Raw genomic sequence first — 19,467 nt, forward strand, 5'->3', positions numbered from 1 at the left:
CCCCTCTCCTGTCCGCTCGCTCCATTTCCCGGCCAGCGCCGGTTTGGGGCATGGTGTCGCCATGTCGCCTGTTGAACCCGACGTGAATCCCTCAGTCTCCGACACGCCCCCACCCTCCGAGGCCGCGACCAAGCCCGCGAAGCCCTCGTTGATGGCCCGCTTCAAGAACCTGATGCTCGAATACGGGCCGCTGGCGCTGGTGGTGAACTACGCCATCTTCGGGCTGGTGATTGTGGGCTTCTACGCCGCCATCGAGTTCGGCTTCCAGCCGAGCAGCACTGGAGAGAAGGCGGGCAGTTGGGCGGCGGCCTACGCGGCGTCGCAGGTGGTGAAGCCGCTGCGCCTGGCCGCGGTGTTCGTGCTCACGCCGCTCATCGCCCGGATTCCTCCCGTGGCGCGCTTCATCGAGCGGAACAAGCACAAGTGGAGCTTCTGAGCCGAGGCTCGCGGCGGCCCAGGACGACGGCCGCCGCGAACCCGCCAGCGCAGGCGTCCCGTCAGAAGTTGGGGACGAGGAAGTCCTTCACCACGCCCATGTGCTGCATGTTGGAGGCGCTGCTGTCACCGGACTGCACCGGGGCAATCTCCGACAGCGGCCGGTAGGTGCGGCTGTCGAGCACCAGCCCGTTGGCGAAGGTGCTGGAGCCGATGACGGTGGCCTGCTGGTACTGGCGCAGGTCCTGGTCCACCAGAATCTGGTCGTAGGGCTTGTTGCGGTTGCGGTTGGTGCCCGTGGTGCCGTTGTGGTCCGCCGGGTGCGGGCCCGCCGTCGTCACGACCTGCCGGAAGGTGGCGAAGCAGGACTCGCTGAAGCTGTCCGTGTTCAGGTCGCCGCCGATGACGAGGTAGTCGTCCTCCGGAATCTGCGAGCGGACCTCGTTGACGATGGCCTGCGCCTCCGCGTTGCGATTGCTGGCGCTGGACGTGAGCAGGTGCACGCTCACCGCCCAGAGGTCGCGGGGGCCGGGGATGTCGATGCGCGCCCAGGCGAAGTCCCGGTTGGACACGCGCGGGTCGGGCCACTGGCCGGACTGGATGATGGGCCAGCGGCTGATGATGCCATTGGGGATCTGCGCGCCCGTCTCCCGGGAGTAATCGAAGCCCGGCGCAATCTGGTCCACCAGCGAGCGGATGTCCGACGCCGAGTTGTCCGCGTAGTTGAACTCCTGCATCAGCACGATGTCCGGGTCCACGCCCTTGATGAGGCGGATGCCGTGCCCCGGATCATAGGACTGGTAGTTGCCACTGCTGAGGTTGGACGCCATCACCCGGATAGCGGTGTGACCCGCCTCCGTGCCGCCGTCCGTCCCCGCGTCGGTGCCGGCATCCGTCCCTGCATCCGTACCGGCATCCGTGCCTGCGTCCGTACCGGCATCCGTGCCTGCGTCCGTACCGGCATCCGTGCCCGCGTCCGTACCTGCATCCGTGCCTGCGTCCGTGCCCGCGTCGGGCTCGGTGCCAGCATCCGGCTCCGGGTCGACTCCCGCGTCTTCTTCCTGGCTCCCGCCGTCATCAGTGGCCGTGCCGCCGTCCTCCTGGGCGCCACCGTCCGTCTCCTCGTGCGAACCACCGTCAACGCCCGCGTCGGGCTGCTCGCACGCGTTGTTCGGCACGCAGTGGCCGCCCTCGGCATCGTCTCCGGACGATGGGCAGCAGACCGCATCCGGGTGCTCGCACGCGGTCTGCGGATCACAAGCCCGGACGCACAGGTGGCGGTCATGAGAAGCAACGAAGATGCAGGATTCGCCCTGCGAGCAGTCCTCCCTGACGCCCTCGGGGCTGCACTCCGTCCAGAGAACCCCTCCATCCTCCAGCGGCTGCGGCACCCGAGGCGGATTGCCCTCACCACACGCCAGGGAAAGAAGTGTGAGCGAAACCGCCGCACACAGGAGGGAGGTGAGCGTCTTCTTCATGCTGTCGGACTCTGGAGTCGAGAGGGAAAAATCGCCGACGACACCCAGGTGCGGACGGCGACGGGAGTATAGGAAACCCTCGATGTGACGGTCCTGTGACTTATGACAAGGCTGAACGATTTTATCTAGGCAGTCCCTCCGTGGCGTCACGGGGAGTCTGGCAGACGCGGCTCAGACATCCGACTTCCTCAGAAAATTGGAAGCCGAGAAGTCACAGGGGGGATAGCGGAAACCCCGCAAGTAATTGCAACTCCGCAACTCTTGCGAAGTCGCCCCGGACCCAGTCTGGAAGTGCGACCCAAACGTTGCCCACGAGTTCCGGCCAGTTACAGTGCCGCCGCTCAGGCATGGCAATTGCCTAGTGAGCAACACTGGCATCGCCCTCAAGGGCCGGAGTCCAAGGGAGTCCCGCGACATGGTGCAACGTCCCACAGCCCGACGGCAGCAAGGTGGCTTCACGCTGCTGCTCGCCATGGGCATCGTCACGATGGTCACCCTCGCGGTGCTCCTCAGCTACGGCATGGTGAGCCGCGAGGCGGAGGTCCAGGGCGACGGCCGCCGCTACAAAGAAGCGTACTTCGCGGCGCAAGCGGGGCTCGCGGAAGCGCGTGAGGCCATGCGCATCCGGCTGGGCGTCGATGAGACCTACACCCCCGCCATCCAGGCCATGCTGGCCCTGCAGGTCAACGAGCCCGGCCTGAACGGTGGAGCCCGACCCTACTTCGAGGTGCTTCCAGGACCGGGCGGGGCGGGAACCTGGAACTCACTGGCCATCAATGAGGCGGACCTGGCGCCCGCGGAGCGGCAGAGCCCCAGCGGCGAGGATTACGCCGCCTACCCCCGCCAGGAGAACGTGCGCTACCGCGTGTTCCTCCGGGACGACGAGGACGGCGACCCGTCCGGCGCGCTCGACGACAACAAGCAGGTCTGGCTCATCGCCATTGGCGAGGTCGTCGGCCCCGAGGGCAGCCGCCCCACGCGCGCCGTCATCCAGGCGCTCATCACCAACGAGAACGCCCCCGCCGTCACCAGCCCGGGAACCGTCATGACCGGCGGTGGCTCCGACAACACCTACAGCACGACGGCTGATGCACCCGACGATTTCACCGACGTCGCGACCCTCTCCTCCGCCCCTTGAGCTGAGCACGCCCATGAAACGACTCTCCCTGTTGTCGCTCCTGCTCCTGCCAGGCCTGGCCGCTGGTGCCTCGGATGAAGGCAAGCTCGCCTTCGACAAGGCCTGCGCTGGCTGCCACACCGTCACGCCGCAGGCCCAGGGCAATGGCAAGCGCACCAAGACGGCGGCGAAGCCCATCCCCACCGAGAAGCGCGGCCGGGGCACCGACCTGGGCCCGCTGATTCTCAAGCGCACGCCCGAACATCTGCGCGCGTGGATTGCGGGCCCCAACCAGGTCAAGCGCAAGACGACCTGCGACACGCGGCTGCTGCCCGTGAATGACCGGGAGCTGCTCCTCACCTACCTGGCGCAGAGCATCCATCCGCCGCCTCCCTCTCGCGAGGAGCTCCTGCGTGAACAGCTCAAGCAGGACCTCGCCACACGCCGGGCGCAGAAGCAGCGCAAGGCGATTGACCCGTCCCGACGCTCCCAGGGGAAGAAGTGATGCGCACCCTTACCCAGACGCTCGCCGCGTTCGCGCTGCTGACCGCGCCGCTCGCTCATGCACAGGCGGAACCACAAGCACCCGCTCAGCTGTGCGAAGATCAGCTCGACCAGAACAAGCAGCCCGAGTTCTCTGATGAGAACCTGGAGATCCAGGAGTCGACCATCCTCATCACCGAGGACAGTCCCGCCCGGCTCCAGCTCAACACGAACCGCACGGCGCTGAACTCCGAGTTCATCCAGTTCCCGTTCGATCAGAACGTCACCATCAGCTACGTGTACGAGTCCGCCGGCGCATCGCACGCGCTCGGCTACCTCTACATGGACGACCTGGAGGACCGCGGATACGTCGATGCGGACGGCAACCTGCTGGACGACAACGACAACGGCATCTTCGACCTGCACGAGGACATGTTCAACCTCGCGCCCCGGGCCGGCCCCAAGGCCCGCCCGTACATCGGCGTGAACCGGCGCTGCACGCGAAACTTCACGTCGGACGGCGAGCTGTACAACCAGCCAGAGCTGGCGATGAACTCCAGCTGTGGCAACACGTTCGACGAGAACACCGACCTCGCTGATGCCCGGCCCGGACTGGGCGGTGAGTGGAACGAGACGGACAAGGTGGGCACCTTCGCCTCCGGCCCCATCACGGATAACAGCTTCTCGGACCGAGGCGTCTTTCCGCACCTCCCCAACCTGCTGGAGCCGCCCTCGGAGGACAACGGCAACATGGGCCTGGGGCGAATGGTCTTCCTGCTCGCCGACGATGACTCCGGCCGTGCCACCCACCGGAGCCTGGCGCCCGTGAGCGATGTCGGCGACTACTCCGAAGGCATCCCGGACTACGACGTGTCCGCGTATGACCCGCGTGGCCTGCGGCGCACCAACAACCCGGACGACGGCGTCTCGCCCTATGACCGGACCGTGGACATGGGGATGATTCAAGGTGGCAAGGAAGTCATCTTCTTCATCGTCGCCTACTATGAAAGCAACCACGGTCCCCGCGAGGGCTACGTCTTTCCCTGCCTGAAGCAGGACCCGGATGGCCGGTGCGCGCTGCACCTGCAGACGTCCATCAACGTCTTCTTCTCCAAGTCGGCGTGGAACATGGACCAGAACCCCGAGGGCGGCACGGTCGTCGCCGAGCGCAACATCGGGTGTCAGTACCTGGAAGGCTGCAACCGCGACAACCCCGCCAGCACGCCTGGCCAGGCCTGCCGGGTCGCGGACACCAACGAGTACTACTGCGGCTGGCTGGACGGCCCCATCAACGAGTGGGGCACCACGCTGTACCGGCTGGCGAACGACGAGCTCTACGGCAACCTCGTGATGCCCATGGAGAAGGTGACGATTCCCCGGCCTCCGGGCGACCGCAACCCCATGCCGCACGTCATCGTGGGCGCTCCCAGCACGGACCCCTTCCGCTGGATTCTGGGCTTCGAGGACATCCCCGGTGGCGGCGACCGCGACTTCAACGACGTGGTGTTCGTCGTCAACAAGCAGAACGGCGGGAGCACGCGCTCCGCCACGGTGTCTGGAGATATCTCGCCAGACGACGCCAACGACTTCGTCATCACCAAGGTTCGCTTCAAGCGACAGGACGACTTCGCGCCCCAGCCGCGCACGTGCGCCGGAGGGCCGCCGTGTTTCTCCGAAGATGTCCCGGGCGCCTGCACGCCGGAGGATGGTCCCGAGCCCACCATCACCTATTCGCTGGCGGTGGACTGCCGCGTCTGCGAGCTCAACGCGCAGACCGGCGAGATGGAGTGCGTCCCCAATCCGGAGTCCCCCACGTGGTTCCCGGTCCACTTCCCGGAGACGACGCCGCCCACCCAGGAGGTGGAGCTGGACATCATGGCCATGGGCTTCACGGGCTCCCAGCTCTGCTGGAAGGTGGACATCACCAGCCCCAGCGAGCTGTGCCGCCCCATCATCGACGACATCGAGGTGGGCTACCAGGCCGTCCGCGCTGGCAGCTATTCGCGCGCCTCACCGTCCACGCTGGGCAACGTCATCGTCTGGGGCGTGAACGAGACGCCGGGCAGCACCTGGGGCCGGGAAGGAACCTGGCCGGGCAACGGCATGCCCGCGCCCGGCACTCGCGCCTACGACGGCAACAAGGACTTCACCGTCCGCGGGCGGCTCTACCTCAGCTCGCTCTATGACCCGGAGAATCCGAACGTCACCACGGGCGATTTCCGCTGGGACGCGGGCAAGGTGATGGCGCTCTCGTTCGGCACCGACGAGGACCCGCTGACTCGCAAGCTCTATACGATGAGCGCTGGGGGTAACCGCAGCACCCTCTCCGCCGAGATGGAGGACACCAACGGCGCCAGCCCGCTCTTCCCCGACTCGCTCTGCGACCAGGAGCAGAACGGGCGCTACCTGTATGACCTCAACAACGACGGCAAGTGCGGCACGCCCACCGGTAGCCCTCCCGACAAGCGGGTGACAGGGCCCACCAACGACCGCAACTTCCTGCGGGAATGGCTGTACGGCTGGGAGGACCACTATGGCCCCGGGCCGGTCGACCAACGCCGGCCGTGGGCGCTTGGCGGCATCAACATGTCCACCGTCGCGCTCAGCGTGCCGCCGCACATCGACGGCTGGGCCCAGAACGCGCGCGCGGGCGAACGGGACATGTACCGCCGCAACTTCATGGAGCCGCTCTCCTCGCGGCCCACCGTCGCCTACGTGGGCACCATGAGCGGCTACCTGCACGCTTTCGAGGCAGGCGTCTTCCGCAACTCCACCCATGACGAGTGCGCGCCTGGCACCCAGGTCCGTGGTTTCTTCGAGCCCACCGCGAACTGCGTCTCGGGCAACATCACCCCCCGCGACTACGGCGACGGCACGGAGCTGTTCACGTACATGCCCCGCATGTTGCTGGAGCGCTACCGCAACACCTACGTGCGCTTCAACGGCTCGGGCAACCTGCCCCGACCGTCGATGGATGCCTCGCCGACCATCGCCAACGTGGACTTCGGAATCACGGGACAGCCCGCGTGGACCCCCTCGACCACTTCATCCAAGACCCAGGGCGCCAAGACGGTCCTGGTCAGCGCCTCTGGCAAGAACAGCCCCGCCGTCGTCGCGCTCGACATCACGAACCCCAGCGACGCCTGGTACCCGCTCCCGCTGTGGGAGTTCAACCTGCGTGACACGAGCATCGAGCTCGCGTTCTCCACGGCGAAGGCGGCGGACCCCTCCGTGAACTTCCCGGACAACGCCGGCTCCAGCCACGCGCCGTCGATTGGCCGGCTGACCTGGGGCAATGAAACGGAAGGGAAGTGGACCACCATCGTGGGCACCGACTTCGTGCCTTCGTCGCCGAGCCGTGCCGGCGCCCTCTACCTCATCGACATGAAGACGGGACAGCCGCTCAACTACGGCGGGACGCCCAATGCGGGCATCATCACGCTGGACCAGGGCTCTGGCATCGCCGCGGAGACGGCCCTGGTGGACCTCGACCGCGATGGCAACTACGACGTCCTGTACGTGCCCACCACCGCGGGCAACGTCTACCGCATCAACCTGGACCAGGTGGACACGGGCGAACCGCTGGGCCGCAAGGTGAAGACCTGCAAGATCGCCAGTGCCCCCGTCACGCTGTCCGACCACGAGGACGCGGCGACGGGCCAGGACCCCATCTACCAGCAGATCCACTCCAACCTCGGCGTGAACATCGTGCGCAACACCGGCTCGCCCGTGGTGCGCTTCTACTTCGGTACGGGTGACAACCCGGACGAGTTCTCCGACGGCCCGCCGAACAAGGACACCTACCGCTACCACCTGCTGGCCTTCGAGGACGCCGACCCCTCTGGCAGGAACGACTGCGAGCTGCTGGAGCCGCTGTGGGTGCAGCAGTTGGATCCGGGGCAGGCGGTGTGGGGCGGCGTCGCGTTGGCAGGCGACAAGGTCTTCGCGACCACGGCCGTTGGCGCGGCCGCGGACATCTGCAACCTGAGCGAGGACGAGAGCGGCCGGTACTACGAGTCCGGGCAGCTTCCGGATGGCAACAGCGCCCCTGAGATGACCAGCGCGGCGCTCGGCGGCCACGGCGTGAACGCGCCGCTGGTCCATGACGGGCACCTCATCGTTCCCACGGCGCTGGGCGAAATCAAGGTGAAGGGCAGCGGCCGCTGGAACACGGGCGATGCTGAGGGCGGAACGGCTCGCTCGAAGATGCTCATCTACTCGCCGAGCCCGGACGGAAGGATTCAGCAGTGAAGGCACTGAAGACACGCCAGCAGCGAGGCGTCACGCTGCTGGAGGTGCTGGCGACCATGGGCATCCTGCTGATGGGTATTGCCGCGGCGATGCTGGTCGTGACCCAGACCAGCAACGCCAACCGCCGCAGCCTCACCGCCACGCAGGCACAAATCATCGCGGAGCAGGCGATGGAGAACATCACGTTAATGGGATGCGTGGTGGAGCCGCCGTGCTCCAACCTCGTGGGACAGGATGCGACCTTCACCCTCTTCCAGACGGCGGCGGGGGCGCTGAGTGACGTCCCCCCCACCGACGAGACTGTCATCGCGCGTGAGTTCCAGGTCGCCGTCGACGTGGACGTTCCGGCCCAGATTGGCACCATCGAGCCAGGCTCCGTCGTCCCGGCGGACCTGACGCGGGACCTCATTCCCGGTCAGCCGGGTACCGTGGGGAACATCGCGCATGTGCGCGTCAGCGTGAGCTGGCGCGAACCGGGCCGCAGCGACCCACAGGTGGTGGTGCTCCAGACGAGGATGGCGCCGTGATGTCGTCTCTTTTGAGGACTCGAACTCGGGCAGCGCGTGGCTTCACGCTGCTCGAGGTGATGATTGCGAGCGCCATTGGCCTCATCGTCCTCGGCGCGGGCCTGGTCGCTGCGATGCAGATGCAGCGGCGCTCCCATTTCGAGGAACAGACGATGCTGGCTCAGACCACCGGCCGGGTGGTCATGGAGTTGATTTCCGCGGACCTGCAGCGCGCCGGTGCCGGAATGGGCAACGCGCCCATCGTCTTCAGCGACACGCGCACGCAGACGGCCGTCCAGGTGTGGACCGAGCCGGACCTGACGGCAGCGGACGCAACGCGTCCCTTCGCCGCGGATGCCAGCTTCGGGCTGCCACCCGCGGGCCACCTCGAGGAGCTCGTATCAGACGTCCTGCAGATTCATTGGGGGGACACCCGCGGCATGGTGACGCTGGCCCCTTGTGGCGGCCCCCCTCCCCCGGCTTCGGGCCCCGTACGCACCGGGCCAGAGGGTTTCTGCACCGTCAACAATCCCTCCACCCGGCTCCAGCCCGTCACTGCGCCATCCACGCCCGCGTTCGTGGTGAACCCGAACGAGAATGTGGCCTGCCACGTGCGCGTCACGAACGTGGACACGGCCAGCAACCTCATTACGGCCAACCCTGGCATCGGCGTGGACAACATCAGCAGCGGACCGTGTGCGGAGCCCGCCCAGGGAATCTGGAACTTCGCGAATCCGGTCCAGGACACCTGGCGCGTCATGCAGGCGCAGAGCGCGACCTACCGGGTGAACTGGGCCAGCGGAACGCCCACGCTGGAGTATCTGGGCCCCGGGGCGGCGGACTGGGTGGTTCTGAGCCGGGACGTGGAGCACCTCAAGGTCCGGTTCGGCGTCATGAGTCACGTTCCTCCGCTCGGCTTCCGGTGGTTCCCGGACGAGGCCACCAACCTTCCAGCGATTGATGCCTGCACCGCCGTCACGTGCCCCATTGACCAGCACCCGTCGGAAGCGGCCCCTCCCGCGGATGATGACCAACTGAGGCTCCGCCTGAGGCAGCGCATCCGCGAGGTGGAGGTCACCCTGGTCGTCCGCACGCCGCGGCCGGACCGCGAGGCCTTCGACCCGGACGAGCCCATTGGTAAGGACAAGGAGGAGTTCCCGATTGATGGCTTCAAGCGGCGCACCTTCACCTTCCGGGTGATGCTCCGGAACTTCGCCGCGGGCGGCCTGCAGCCCCCCCTGGTGGGAGAATGAGCATGAGGCACACACGCGGAATCACCCTGCTGGAGATGATGGTGACGGTGGCCATCGCCGCCATCCTGCTCGCCGCGGCGCTGGTGGGCATCCAGACGCCCGTCAACCGCCAGCGCGAGAACGAGGCCACGCGCGAGCTGTGGGCGTCCACGCTCCGCGCCCGGCAGCGCGCCATCTCCACCAACCAGCCCGTGCGCATCGTCGTGGAGGAGGCCGTTCCCCGCGGCGATGGAACCACGCGCACCGTGGCCCGGTGGGAGCAACTCCAGTGCGACAACACCTGGGACAACGCGAGCTGTCCCTCCGCAGGCTGCGAGAACACCACCTGCCGCGACAGCCCGGAGTGCTGCAGCGAGCTGGGCCCGGACATCGTCATCCCCGTCAGCATGAACGCGGCTGCGATTCACGGGCTCTGCTACATGCCCGGCTCCGGCCGCCCCGTGCGCCCGGGCGACCTGGGCTGCATGCGAGACTCGCTCGATGACACGCCCGCGCTGGATGCCGCGGCCCCGGGCAACCTCCGCTTCGACTTCACCTCGGGCCGCGCGCGCAGCCTCATCATGGTGGAGCCGCGGACAGGACTGGCCAGCGTGCTGGACTGCGACTCCCAGGCGGCCATCGACCGCCAGGTGGCGGAGTGCGCGAACTGAGCTCGCGCCTCGCCTGAGGAGCCACGCCCCTCCCCGGATTCACCCGCCGGGGAGGGCTTCACGCAGGCGGCCCGCTACGCCGCCAGCGCCTCGCGGCACTTGAGGCAGACCTCACCGCCCTGCCCCACCGCTTCCGAGTACGTCCAGCAGCGCGGGCACTTCTCGCCGTGCGCGGGCAGCACCTCGGCCGTCACGCGGACGCCTTCGCCGAACGCCTGCGCCACTTCCAACGTCTGCGCCGCGTCCCCCTTCACGTCCGCCAGCTCCACCTGGCTGGTGATGAAGAGGCCCGGCAGCTCGGCCAGGTTCGCCTGGAGGAAGTCGCGCGCCGCGCCCTCCGCCGTCAGCACCACCCGCGCCTCCAGCGACGCGCCGATGCGCTTGTCCCGCCGCGCCGCCTCCAGCACGCCCTGCACCGCGCCGCGCACCGCGAAGAGCTTCGCGTAGCGCTCGGCCAGCGCCGGCTCCAGCTTCGTGGACACCACCGGGAAGCCGCCCAGGAAGACGCTCTCCGCCGGCTTGCCCGGCAGCGTCTGCCACGCCTCCTCCGCCGTGAAGCTCATCACCGGCGCCAAGAGGCGCAGCAGCACCGACGCCACCTCGTACAGCACCGTCTGCGCGCCGCGCCGCGCCTGCCCGTCCGCGCGCCACGTGTAGAGCCGGTCCTTGAGGATGTCGAAGTACACCGCCGACAAGTCCCCGGCGACGAAGTCCACCACCGTCGCGTACACGAGGTGGAACTCGTAGTCCTCGTACGCCTTGCGCACCCGCGCCACCACCTCCGCCAGCCGCCCCAGCGCCCAGCGGTCCAGCGGCAGCAGCTCCGCCTCCGGCACCGCGTGCGTCGCCGGGTCGAAGTCGTAGAGGTTGCTCAGCGCGTAGCGGACGGTGTTGCGAATCTTCCGGTAGCCCTCCGACAGGCCCTTGAGAATCTGGTCCGACAGGCGCACGTCGTTGCGGTAGTCGCTGGCCGCCACCCACAGGCGCAGCACCTCCGCGCCGTACTGCTGGATGACCTTGTCCGGCGCCACCACGTTGCCGCGGCTCTTGGACATCTTCTCGCCCTGGCCATCCACCACGAAGCCGTGCGTGAGGCAGGCCTTGTACGGCGACACGTCGCGCGTGCCCACCGCCACCAGCATGGACGAATGGAACCAGCCGCGGTGCTGGTCGCTGCCCTCCAGGAAGAGGTCCGCCGGAATCCGCTGCCGCTGCTCCAGCACCGCGGAGAACATGCACGCCGAGTCGAACCACACGTCGAGGATGTCCGTCTCGCGGCGGAACTCGCCCTTGCCGCAGCGCGGGCACTGGAAGTCCGCGCCCAGGAAGTCCTTCACCGGCGTGCGGTACCACACGCCCACGCCTTCCTTCTCCACCGCCGCCGCCACCCGCTCCATCAGCTCGGGCGACACCACGGCCTCCTCGCAGCCCTCGCAGTAGGCGATGCAGATGGGCACGCCCCACGTCCGCTGCCGGCTGATGGTCCAGTCCGGCCGCGTCTCCAGCATGCCGCGGATGCGGCTGTGCCCCCACGAGGGCACCCACTGCACCGTGTCCACCTGCTCCAGCACCACCTGCCGGAACGTCTGCGTCCCGTGGAACGGCGCGTCCATGGGGATGAACCACTGGTACGTCGCGCTCAGGATGACGGGGTTGCGGCAGCGCCAGCAGTGCGGATACGTGTGCGCCACCGTGTCCGCGGCGCCGTTGAGCAGCGCGCCCTTCTCCACCAGCAACTGGATGACGACGGGGTTCGCCTCGAACACGCGCCGGCCTTCCAACACCGGACCCACCGTGTCGTCGTAGCGGCCATCCGGACGCACGGGGTTGTAGATGTCCAACCCGTACTTCAGGCCGACCTCGTAGTCCTCCTGGCCGTGCCCCGGCGCGGTGTGCACCAGGCCCGTACCGGCATCCAGCGTCACGTGCTCGCCCAGGATGACGCGGCCCCGGCGCTCGTAGAACGGGTGCTGGTACGTCAGGTGCTCCAGCTCCTCGCCGCGCGCGTACGCCAGGATGCGCGACGGGTCCACCAGCGCCGCCGCGGACACCTCACCGCCGGGCAGCTCCACGTGCTTCACCGCCAGCTCGTCCGCCTTCACCTCCGCCAGCACCTTGGGCAACAGCTCCCGGGCCACGCAGATGACGCGCGGGCCGAGCTGATAGAAGACGTACTCGAACTCCGGGTTGACGGCGACGGCCAGGTTGGACGGCAGCGTCCACGGCGTGGTCGTCCAGATGACGAAGGCCACGTCCTTGCCCTTCAACGAAGGCACGCGCTCGGCCAGCTCCGCGCCGGCCTGGAAGGCCACGTACACGGAGGGCGAGGTGTGATTCTCGTACTCCACCTCCGCCTCCGCCAGCGCCGTCTGGTCGTACAGGCACCAGTACACGGGCTTCTTGCGGCGGTAGAGCATGCCCCGCTTCGCGAAGGCGGCCAGCTCGCGAATCTCCTGGGCCTCGTAGGTGAAGTCGAGCGTCTTGTACGGCTGCTCCCACGAGCCGAACACGCCCAGGCGCTGGAACTCGGCCTTCTGGATGTCGACGAACTCCAGCGCGTAGGCGCGGCACGCCTCCAGGAAGGCGTCGCGAGCCAGCGTGCGCTTGTCGATTTTCTTGTCCTTCAGCCGCTTCTCCACGGCCTGCTCAATCGGAAGCCCATGCGTGTCCCAGCCGGGGATGAAGTCACACCGGCGGCCGGACATGTTCCGGTACTTCACCACGATGTCCTTGAGCACCTTGTTGAGCGCGTGGCCCGCGTGCAGGTGGCCGTTGGCGTAGGGCGGGCCGTCGGGCAGGACGAAGGGCTCCGCGCCCGCGTTCTGCTCCAGAATCTTCCCCCAAATCGCCCGCTCCGCCCACCAGCCGAGCATGCGCGGCTCGAGCTGCGCCAGGTTCCCCTTCATGGGGAAGTCCGTGCGCGGCAGGTTGACCGAATCCTTGAAGTCCTGGTCCTTGGGGGGCGTGTCGCTCATGTCGACAGCGGCCGTAACACGCTCCCCCCAAGCGCTTCAATGCACTCGCGCCCCACGCTATGCTGGACAACCAGACAAGGAGGAACCTGTCAGCTCCTCCGCCCAACACCCCTGCGAGGACTGCCCATGAAGCACTTCGGACTGCTGCTCTTCCCGCTGACGGTCCTGCTCCTGGCAGGCTCGGTCGAGGCCGCGCCGCCCATCCAGGACGAGGATGGCAACGACATCGAGCTTCCCAAGCACGATGCCAAGCAGACCCAATGCATCTCCAAGTGCCAGGAACCCGTCGCGAAGTGCATTGGTGAATGCGAGGGGAATGACCGCAAATGCCAGCTTCGCTGTGCGCAGGCAATGGAGCGCTGCGCACGGAAGTGCGGGGTCCGGCTCTGACGGGGCGCTACCCGCGCCGCATCACTTCGGCTGCACGCCCAGCTTGCGATAGAGCCCGACCATCATCGAGTCCCCTTCCGGCTGGGTGCGAATGGTCAACTGCTCCGTGCCGCGCTGAAACACGCCAGGCTGTTCCGGGTCCTCGGCGAAGCCCGCCCGCCGCAGCTCGACCTGATAGAACTCCCGGACCTCCGCGGCCGTGGCCTTCACTGCGTACATGGCCATCTGCGAGCCTTCCAGGTTGGACCGCGTCACCTGCTCCGCGCCTGCCATCACCGGCGCCCATTCCAATTGGAGGCTCCCGGCCGGCGTGTACTTGGACACATCGGAGGTGCCCAGAATGAGCGTGACGGTGTTGTCCTGGTTCTTCTGGAAGATGACCGTGTAGGCAGTCAGCGTCTGCGTATCCAGCGCCGTCAGCATGGGCTCCGCAATCGGGGAGTTGAGCGCCTCCGGCGAGGAGGAGATGAACAGGCCCGCCGCCCGGAAGCGGTCCACCATGTGCTGGATGAGCGGGTCCATCTGCCAGGACGAGCGCGCGAGCTGGAGGTGCATGGGCACGCCATCCGTCACCTGGAGGCCGGGAGACTCGACCCAGGCCGTCACCCCCGGGATGTCCCAACGGAACGCGGGCCGCGGCGATGACGTCCCCGCATCCTGCTCGGACGGCTGCGCCACCACCGGCTTGCCGCTGGCGCCCGGAGTCTTCGCGGACGACGGGGGCCTCTTCGACTTCCCGGCAGCGCTCCCTTTGGCCTCCGCGGCCGGATGCACCTTCGGGGGGGAGGATTTCGACGTGTTGCCCAACCCCACGGAGGGCGCCGTCGCAAGAACCATGAACAGCGGCCACACGCGCATCAAGGACACTCGTCTCCCAGGAAGCATGAGTCCCGGCGGCCGTAGGACACGGGGTAGGGAATCGCCTGCCAGTTGAGTCCCGGAGGCAACAACCCCGGCGACGTGGGCCAACCCTTGTACCCCATGGTCGCCAGGCCGCCCATCGAGTCAGCCGGCAGCGGCTGACCGAAGAAGGCCTCCTCTCCCACTGCGCTCATCCAGAACATGTTCTCCGCGCCGAAGAAGAAGGGGAGCGGAAGCCCTCCGACGACCGTCTGCGCCAGACGGCTCGCCGAGAAGTCCGGCCCAAAGGCATTCACCATCAAGCTGACGCCATAGACACTGGAAGCCATTCCCCAGTACGGCAGGTTCATGGGGCAGGGAGCGGGAATGTCGGGGATGATGGGGCATGAACCGGACTCGCCCGAGCCCGTCAGGCCCCAGTCATCCAGCATGCTGGTCAGGCGCCCGGTGCAGTTCCCCCCCTGGGCACGCCCCATGGCGCACACCCGGATGGGCCGCATCGCGTAGTGCTCCGCCTGGAAGAAGCCGCCTGTCTCCTGCTGGGCAACGCGCTGCGGAATCCGGAAGGCCGTCAGGTCCGCCTGCGCCGTACAGGAAATGCCGCCGCCGTCGCGATAGGCCACCGACGTGAAGACGGGATGCGGGTCGAAGGTCGGGCCGCCCTGACTGCACGACACCTGCATCCCCGCCGTCTGAGTCAACGCGAGCGTGATGACGCCCGCGCCGTTGGTGGACGTGCGGCTGTCGAAGTCCCGGTAGCGGATGGCGGCGTCCTGCCCCGCGCGCTCCGCCGCCGCGGAAGAGGGCGATGAGTCATTGGGCCACTCATGCAGCTTGTGTCCCGGCGCATCCAACATCGCGGAGTGCGCCGCTTCGGTCACCTTGACCGAAAGGAAGGACACCTCGGCGAAGTGAATGACGAAGAGGAGGATGGTGATGAAGACGAGCGAGCCGATGGCCATCTCCACCATCGCCTGGCCGCGCGAGGTGCGACGCGAAGGAGACATCTCCATGTCACGGCCCTCCCCTGTAGCCCGCCTCACGCAGGGCCTCGTATGCATCCGCCGCCCAGCCCACGCCGGCGCCGTTCAGTTCGTCCACGAAATCATCCTCGCCGCTCGAATCCACGCTGGCGGGCACCAGCGTGGCGCGCCAGTACGGGTTGAGCAGGTTGGGCGGCTCGCGCCAATGCTCGCGACGGTGGTAGTAGGCCAGCCCGGTGGACACCGCCGTCTGGCGGCTGATGTTCAACCCACCGCCCGCCGGCCCCAGGACGAGCCCGCTGTTGTCGAACCCGCTGTCCGTCCCCGCGAACCGGAAGCGGAACAGCAGGTTCCAGGGGTCCGCCTGGGTGCCACGCACGGAATAGTCCCGCTGGATGACCGCGAAGTTCTTCGGCTGCCCCCAGTTGTCATCCTTGTCCATGACCTTGACGCCGTTGTAGTCAACGAACATGGGCCAGACGGATGGACACCCCATCCGGTTGCGGCCATAGCAGGTCCCCATGTTGTGACGCGTCTGCGCCGGCTCCAGGTCCCCCGCCCCCAGGCGCGGAGACCAGCGGTGCCGGTCCGTGGAATCGCTCGAGTCCGAGCCGATGAGCAGCGACTCCGCGACACCGACACCAAAGGTCTGCGTCGGACATGGGGGTCGGCCGCGGGCGAAGGTGACGAAGGACAGGCCATGGTCATCCGCGATGGAGTACGTATCCGTCGTGCCCAGGTACGTGCCATGGAGCGGCGTGCGGGCCCAGTAGGTGCTGCCATCGCCCTGAATCATCACCGTGTCCGGGGCGGTCAGCCGTCGCTGGATGCCCTGGGTGACGAGCATGTCGTCGGTGGGAAAAATGCCGCGGTTGGCGACGAAGCTGTGGCCCCGGCTGCCCATGGCCGCATAGACGTGGTGTCCATTGATGAGGTTGGGCCACGCCACGGCCCCCAGGTAGGGCGTCACCTCGCGGCGCGTGGTGGAGACACCATCCACCCGGAGCTCCCCTGCCCAGCGGCTGCCCGCGCTGGCGCTGTCGATGATGTCGTTCGCGGCGGACTGACTGTTCAAGTCGAGCATCAGGCGCCCGTACTGGACGACCTGCCCCACGACGAACATCTGCTGCGCGGCCTGGCTGAGCCGCAGTGCTCGCTGTCCGGCGGGCCGCTCGAGCTGATCCCACCGCGGAGCAATCTCCGTGCGGTCATAACGAGAGAGCGCGCTCTGGCTGCGGGTGATGTCCCGGACGCCCTGGATGGCGCACCTGCAGAAGCTGCTGCACCCCGAGAAGGGGATGCAGCAGGGCAGCAACGCGACGTAGGGGAGCATCGCGATGGTGTAGGCATTCCGCGTGGCGCCAATCTGCGCGCGGTAATAGCTGCTCCAGTCGATGAGGCTCTGCACGGCGGCCTTGGAGACCAGGTGGCCAATCTGCGCCCGGCTCATCAAGGCCATCTCGTTGAAGACGCGCGCCGTTGTCGCCGCCTGGCTGTAGGCGGCGGCGTCCGCCGCAGCCTGGACCTCCATCTTCTCCTTCACCTTGGAGCCAAGCGACAGAGTCAAGGTCACCAGCAGGGTGAGCAACAACAACGTCAAGGCGAACAGCACCAGCGTCTGTCCGCGGCTTAGGAGCTTGTGCGTCATAGGGCCTCGGGAGCGGGAGCGCAGTTCTGCGTCAGGAAGAAACGCCGTTGCACTGGCGTCAACATCCGGAGGGAAGCGGAGGCGTGGATGGGGATGACGTACTGCTCGGCGTTCAGCCGCCGCAGCGTTTCTTCACGAATCAACCCTTCCAGCCCGATGGGTGAAGGGCTCTGGGTCCACCTGGCACGCTGCGTCTGCATCAACGGATTCTGGTTCGTGTAGTCCCGCCATCCCCAGCGCGCCATCGTCAACCGGGCGATGACCCAGTTGGCGAAGGGAATCTTGAGCGGGAACCAGAAGACCAGCCGCGTCTCGAGCCGCACGATACCCGCCGGGTTGTCGAACTGGTCGAAGAGCGCGTCCTCATCCGGCACCGCCGTGGCCAGCGGACTGTCGCGGATGATCCACACAATGGCCCCGGTATGATTCCCGTCGGGCATCGCCACCCGGTTGGCCCGCCCTTCCGAGCCGTGGTACTGGTTGTCGCGACGGGCCGCGAAGGCATTCGCCAGCTTCTGCCCCGGTGAGCCCCCCGCGCCGCCCAGGAACGAATAGTAGCTGGGCATCAGCGCGAGGATGGCCGCGTGAGTCATGGCCTGACAGTCGCCGTGGTTGACGCTGCCAACCCGCGTCGCGCGAAAGGCGGCGTACTCCGCCATCAGCCGCCCCTGCAGCATCAGGAAGAGCTGCAGCGTCCCCAAGATGATGAACACCATCAGGGGGAGCGTCAGGGCGGATTCCACCATCGCCTGCCCAGATTCGCCCCTTCGGCTCGGACGCTGTGAATTCATGGCGGGCGCATGTTCCGGGAATTCGGTCGTGATCGGACATACGTCAACTTGACGGGGTGTTCCTCGCATCCCGCACAAGAGAACACGGCTCTACGACAGCCGTGTTTTTCTGGCGCGAAACAACCGAGTGACAGCGTCCCTTCGGTTGCTCCTGGGGCTAGCGTGACTTCATCCCCTTTGTGTCCAACTGGTATTTTTTCACCAGCCGCTCAATTGACTTCCGGTGAAGCCCGCTCTCCCGCGCGGCGCGAGACAGGTTTCCTTCGCAGCGCGTCAACACGCTGGAGATGTATTCGCGCTCGAAGTTCTCCAGGAGCTGCTCCTTGGCGTCCTTGAAGGAGAGGTGTTCGTTGAAGGGCAGCGGCCCTTCGCGGACCTGTCCCCGCACGCGGGGTGGCAGGTGCGCGGGCTGAATCTCCTCGCCCTCGCTGAAGGTGAGGACGTGAGACAACACGTTCATCAGCTCGCGCACGTTGCCGGGCCATGAATACGACATCAGCAGGCCCAGGGACTCCGCGGAGAAGCGCTTCTTGCCGTGCTTGCCCACCACTTCCGGGTCCGCGAGCGCGCGCTTGAGGATGAGGGGGATGTCGTCGCGGCGCTGTCGCAGCGGCGGTAGCTGGATGGTGATGACGGACAGGCGGAAGTAGAGGTCCTCGCGGAAGCCGCCGCTCTGAATCTCCTTCATCAGGTCGCGGTTGGTGGCGGCGATGACCCGGCAGTCCACCTCGATGACGTCGTTGCCGCCCACGCGCCGCACTTCGTGGTTCTCCAGCACGCGCAGCAGCTTGGGCTGAAGGTCCAGCCGCAGCTCGCCCAGCTCATCCAGGAAGATGGTGCCCCCGTGCGCGCGCTCGAAGGCGCCCGGCCGGCTGCTCACCGCGCCGGTGAAGGCGCCCTTCTCGTGGCCGAACAGCTCGCTCTCGATGAGGTTGGGGGGGATGGCGCCGCAGTCCAGCACCTCCATGGGCCCCTTCGTGCGGCCGGACAGCTCGTGGATGGCGCGCGCCACCAGCTCCTTCCCGGTGCCCGTCTCACCTTGGATGATGACGGACACACCCATGGGGGCGATCTTCTTGATGAGGCCGAATATCTGCCGCATCTTCACGCTCTGCCCCACCATGTCGCACAGCTCGCCCTCGCGGTCGGGCTCGATGGTGACTTCCTCATCCAGCGGCGCGAAGGTCAGCACCGACGAGCCCGCGCGAATCTGCGAGCCCGGTGACAGGTAGGCCCGCTCGATGCGCCGGCCATCCAGGAAGGTGCCGTTGGTGGAGCCCAGGTCCACCAGCAGGTAGCCCCGCTCGGTGAACTGGATTTCGAAGTGGTGGCGGCTGGCGGTGCGGTCCTCCACCAGCACCAGGTCATTGCCAGGATGCGCGCCGCAGCGCAGCCGCTCCTTGTCGCTCACCACCGAGCGGCCGGTGTCCGGCCCCGCGGTGACGGCCAGGCGGCACTTGTGGAGCTTCACCGTGGTGCGCGGGTCCACCACGAGCGTCTCGCCCAACAACGGGGAGTGGTTCAGGTCTTGTCCGACGTCGCCGGGACTGGTGTGGACGTCGTCAGGGTGCAGAGGGGGGGCACTCATCTGCGCGCGAGGATACCAAAGGCCCCCCACGAGGCCCGCCCCTCGCGCTGTCCGTGCT

15 protein-coding genes are annotated in these 19,467 nt (G+C 67.4%); 8 read left to right on the forward strand and 7 right to left on the reverse strand.

Annotation, left to right across the window (positions count from 1 at the left end):
- Positions 1–61 precede the first annotated feature (61 nt).
- A complete protein-coding gene (locus G4D87_RS14325) occupies positions 62–436 on the forward strand; it encodes a hypothetical protein (RefSeq protein ID WP_240358277.1) in 375 nt (124 codons plus the stop codon).
- A gap of 61 nt (positions 437–497) precedes the next feature.
- Here the strand turns inward: G4D87_RS14325 and G4D87_RS14330 are convergent, their stop codons facing one another.
- Entirely contained in the window at positions 498–1,913 is a 1,416-nt protein-coding gene (locus G4D87_RS14330) for an endonuclease/exonuclease/phosphatase family protein (protein WP_163782625.1), read from the reverse strand.
- A gap of 415 nt (positions 1,914–2,328) precedes the next feature.
- Here G4D87_RS14330 and G4D87_RS14335 point away from each other — a divergent pair, with 415 nt between their 5' ends.
- Genes G4D87_RS14335 through G4D87_RS14360 form a run of 6 tightly spaced genes read left to right on the forward strand, consistent with a single transcriptional unit; the run spans position 2,329 to position 10,173 of the window.
- Positions 2,329–3,051: a pilus assembly PilX N-terminal domain-containing protein gene (locus tag G4D87_RS14335; RefSeq protein ID WP_205507579.1), complete on the forward strand. Its 723-nt coding sequence runs from the start codon at positions 2,329–2,331 to the stop codon at positions 3,049–3,051.
- A gap of 13 nt (positions 3,052–3,064) precedes the next feature.
- Positions 3,065–3,535, forward strand: coding sequence for a c-type cytochrome (locus G4D87_RS14340; RefSeq protein WP_240358278.1), 471 nt, complete (start codon positions 3,065–3,067; stop codon positions 3,533–3,535).
- Entirely contained in the window at positions 3,535–7,764 is a 4,230-nt protein-coding gene (locus tag G4D87_RS14345) for a DUF4114 domain-containing protein (protein WP_163782627.1), read from the forward strand. Before G4D87_RS14340 ends, G4D87_RS14345 begins: the two co-directional genes overlap by 1 nt.
- Entirely contained in the window at positions 7,761–8,291 is a 531-nt protein-coding gene (locus G4D87_RS14350) for a type IV pilus modification PilV family protein (protein WP_163782628.1), read from the forward strand. Before G4D87_RS14345 ends, G4D87_RS14350 begins: the two co-directional genes overlap by 4 nt.
- Positions 8,291–9,523 (forward strand): prepilin-type N-terminal cleavage/methylation domain-containing protein, encoded by a 1,233-nt coding sequence (locus G4D87_RS14355; protein ID WP_240358280.1) that lies wholly within the window; start codon positions 8,291–8,293, stop codon positions 9,521–9,523. Before G4D87_RS14350 ends, G4D87_RS14355 begins: the two co-directional genes overlap by 1 nt.
- Before the next feature lie 2 nt (positions 9,524–9,525).
- Positions 9,526–10,173 (forward strand): pilus assembly FimT family protein, encoded by a 648-nt coding sequence (locus G4D87_RS14360; RefSeq protein ID WP_163782630.1) that lies wholly within the window; start codon positions 9,526–9,528, stop codon positions 10,171–10,173.
- 74 nt (positions 10,174–10,247) lie between these two features.
- Here the strand turns inward: G4D87_RS14360 and ileS are convergent, their stop codons facing one another.
- Positions 10,248–13,148 carry an isoleucine--tRNA ligase gene (ileS, locus tag G4D87_RS14365; RefSeq protein ID WP_163782631.1) on the reverse strand — a complete coding sequence of 967 codons (2,901 nt, stop codon included), beginning with the start codon at positions 13,146–13,148 and terminating at the stop codon, positions 10,248–10,250.
- A 126-nt stretch (positions 13,149–13,274) separates the two neighbouring features.
- Here ileS and G4D87_RS14370 point away from each other — a divergent pair, with 126 nt between their 5' ends.
- Positions 13,275–13,538 carry a hypothetical protein gene (locus G4D87_RS14370; RefSeq protein WP_163782632.1) on the forward strand — a complete coding sequence of 88 codons (264 nt, stop codon included), beginning with the start codon at positions 13,275–13,277 and terminating at the stop codon, positions 13,536–13,538.
- A gap of 21 nt (positions 13,539–13,559) precedes the next feature.
- Here G4D87_RS14370 and G4D87_RS14375 read toward each other — a convergent pair whose 3' ends face one another.
- The 5 genes from G4D87_RS14375 to G4D87_RS14395 form a co-directional block, all read right to left on the reverse strand.
- Complete coding sequence (locus G4D87_RS14375) at positions 13,560–14,375, reverse strand: hypothetical protein (protein WP_240358279.1); 816 nt, start codon at positions 14,373–14,375, stop codon at positions 13,560–13,562.
- 20 nt (positions 14,376–14,395) lie between these two features.
- Positions 14,396–15,412, reverse strand: a complete 1,017-nt coding sequence (locus G4D87_RS14380) for a TadE family protein (protein WP_163782633.1) — start codon at positions 15,410–15,412, stop codon at positions 14,396–14,398.
- A 1-nt stretch (position 15,413) separates the two neighbouring features.
- Positions 15,414–17,030: a pilus assembly protein TadG-related protein gene (locus tag G4D87_RS14385; RefSeq protein WP_163782634.1), complete on the reverse strand. Its 1,617-nt coding sequence runs from the start codon at positions 17,028–17,030 to the stop codon at positions 15,414–15,416.
- Complete coding sequence (locus G4D87_RS14390; RefSeq protein WP_163782635.1) at positions 17,027–17,821, reverse strand: TadE/TadG family type IV pilus assembly protein; 795 nt, start codon at positions 17,819–17,821, stop codon at positions 17,027–17,029. Before G4D87_RS14390 ends, G4D87_RS14385 begins: the two co-directional genes overlap by 4 nt.
- 157 nt (positions 17,822–17,978) lie before the next feature.
- Entirely contained in the window at positions 17,979–19,409 is a 1,431-nt protein-coding gene (locus tag G4D87_RS14395) for a sigma 54-interacting transcriptional regulator (protein ID WP_205507580.1), read from the reverse strand.
- Positions 19,410–19,467: the final 58 nt, after the last annotated feature.

This window comes from Myxococcus vastator (assembly GCF_010894475.1).
In the GTDB taxonomy this organism is placed as follows: domain Bacteria; phylum Myxococcota; class Myxococcia; order Myxococcales; family Myxococcaceae; genus Myxococcus; species Myxococcus vastator.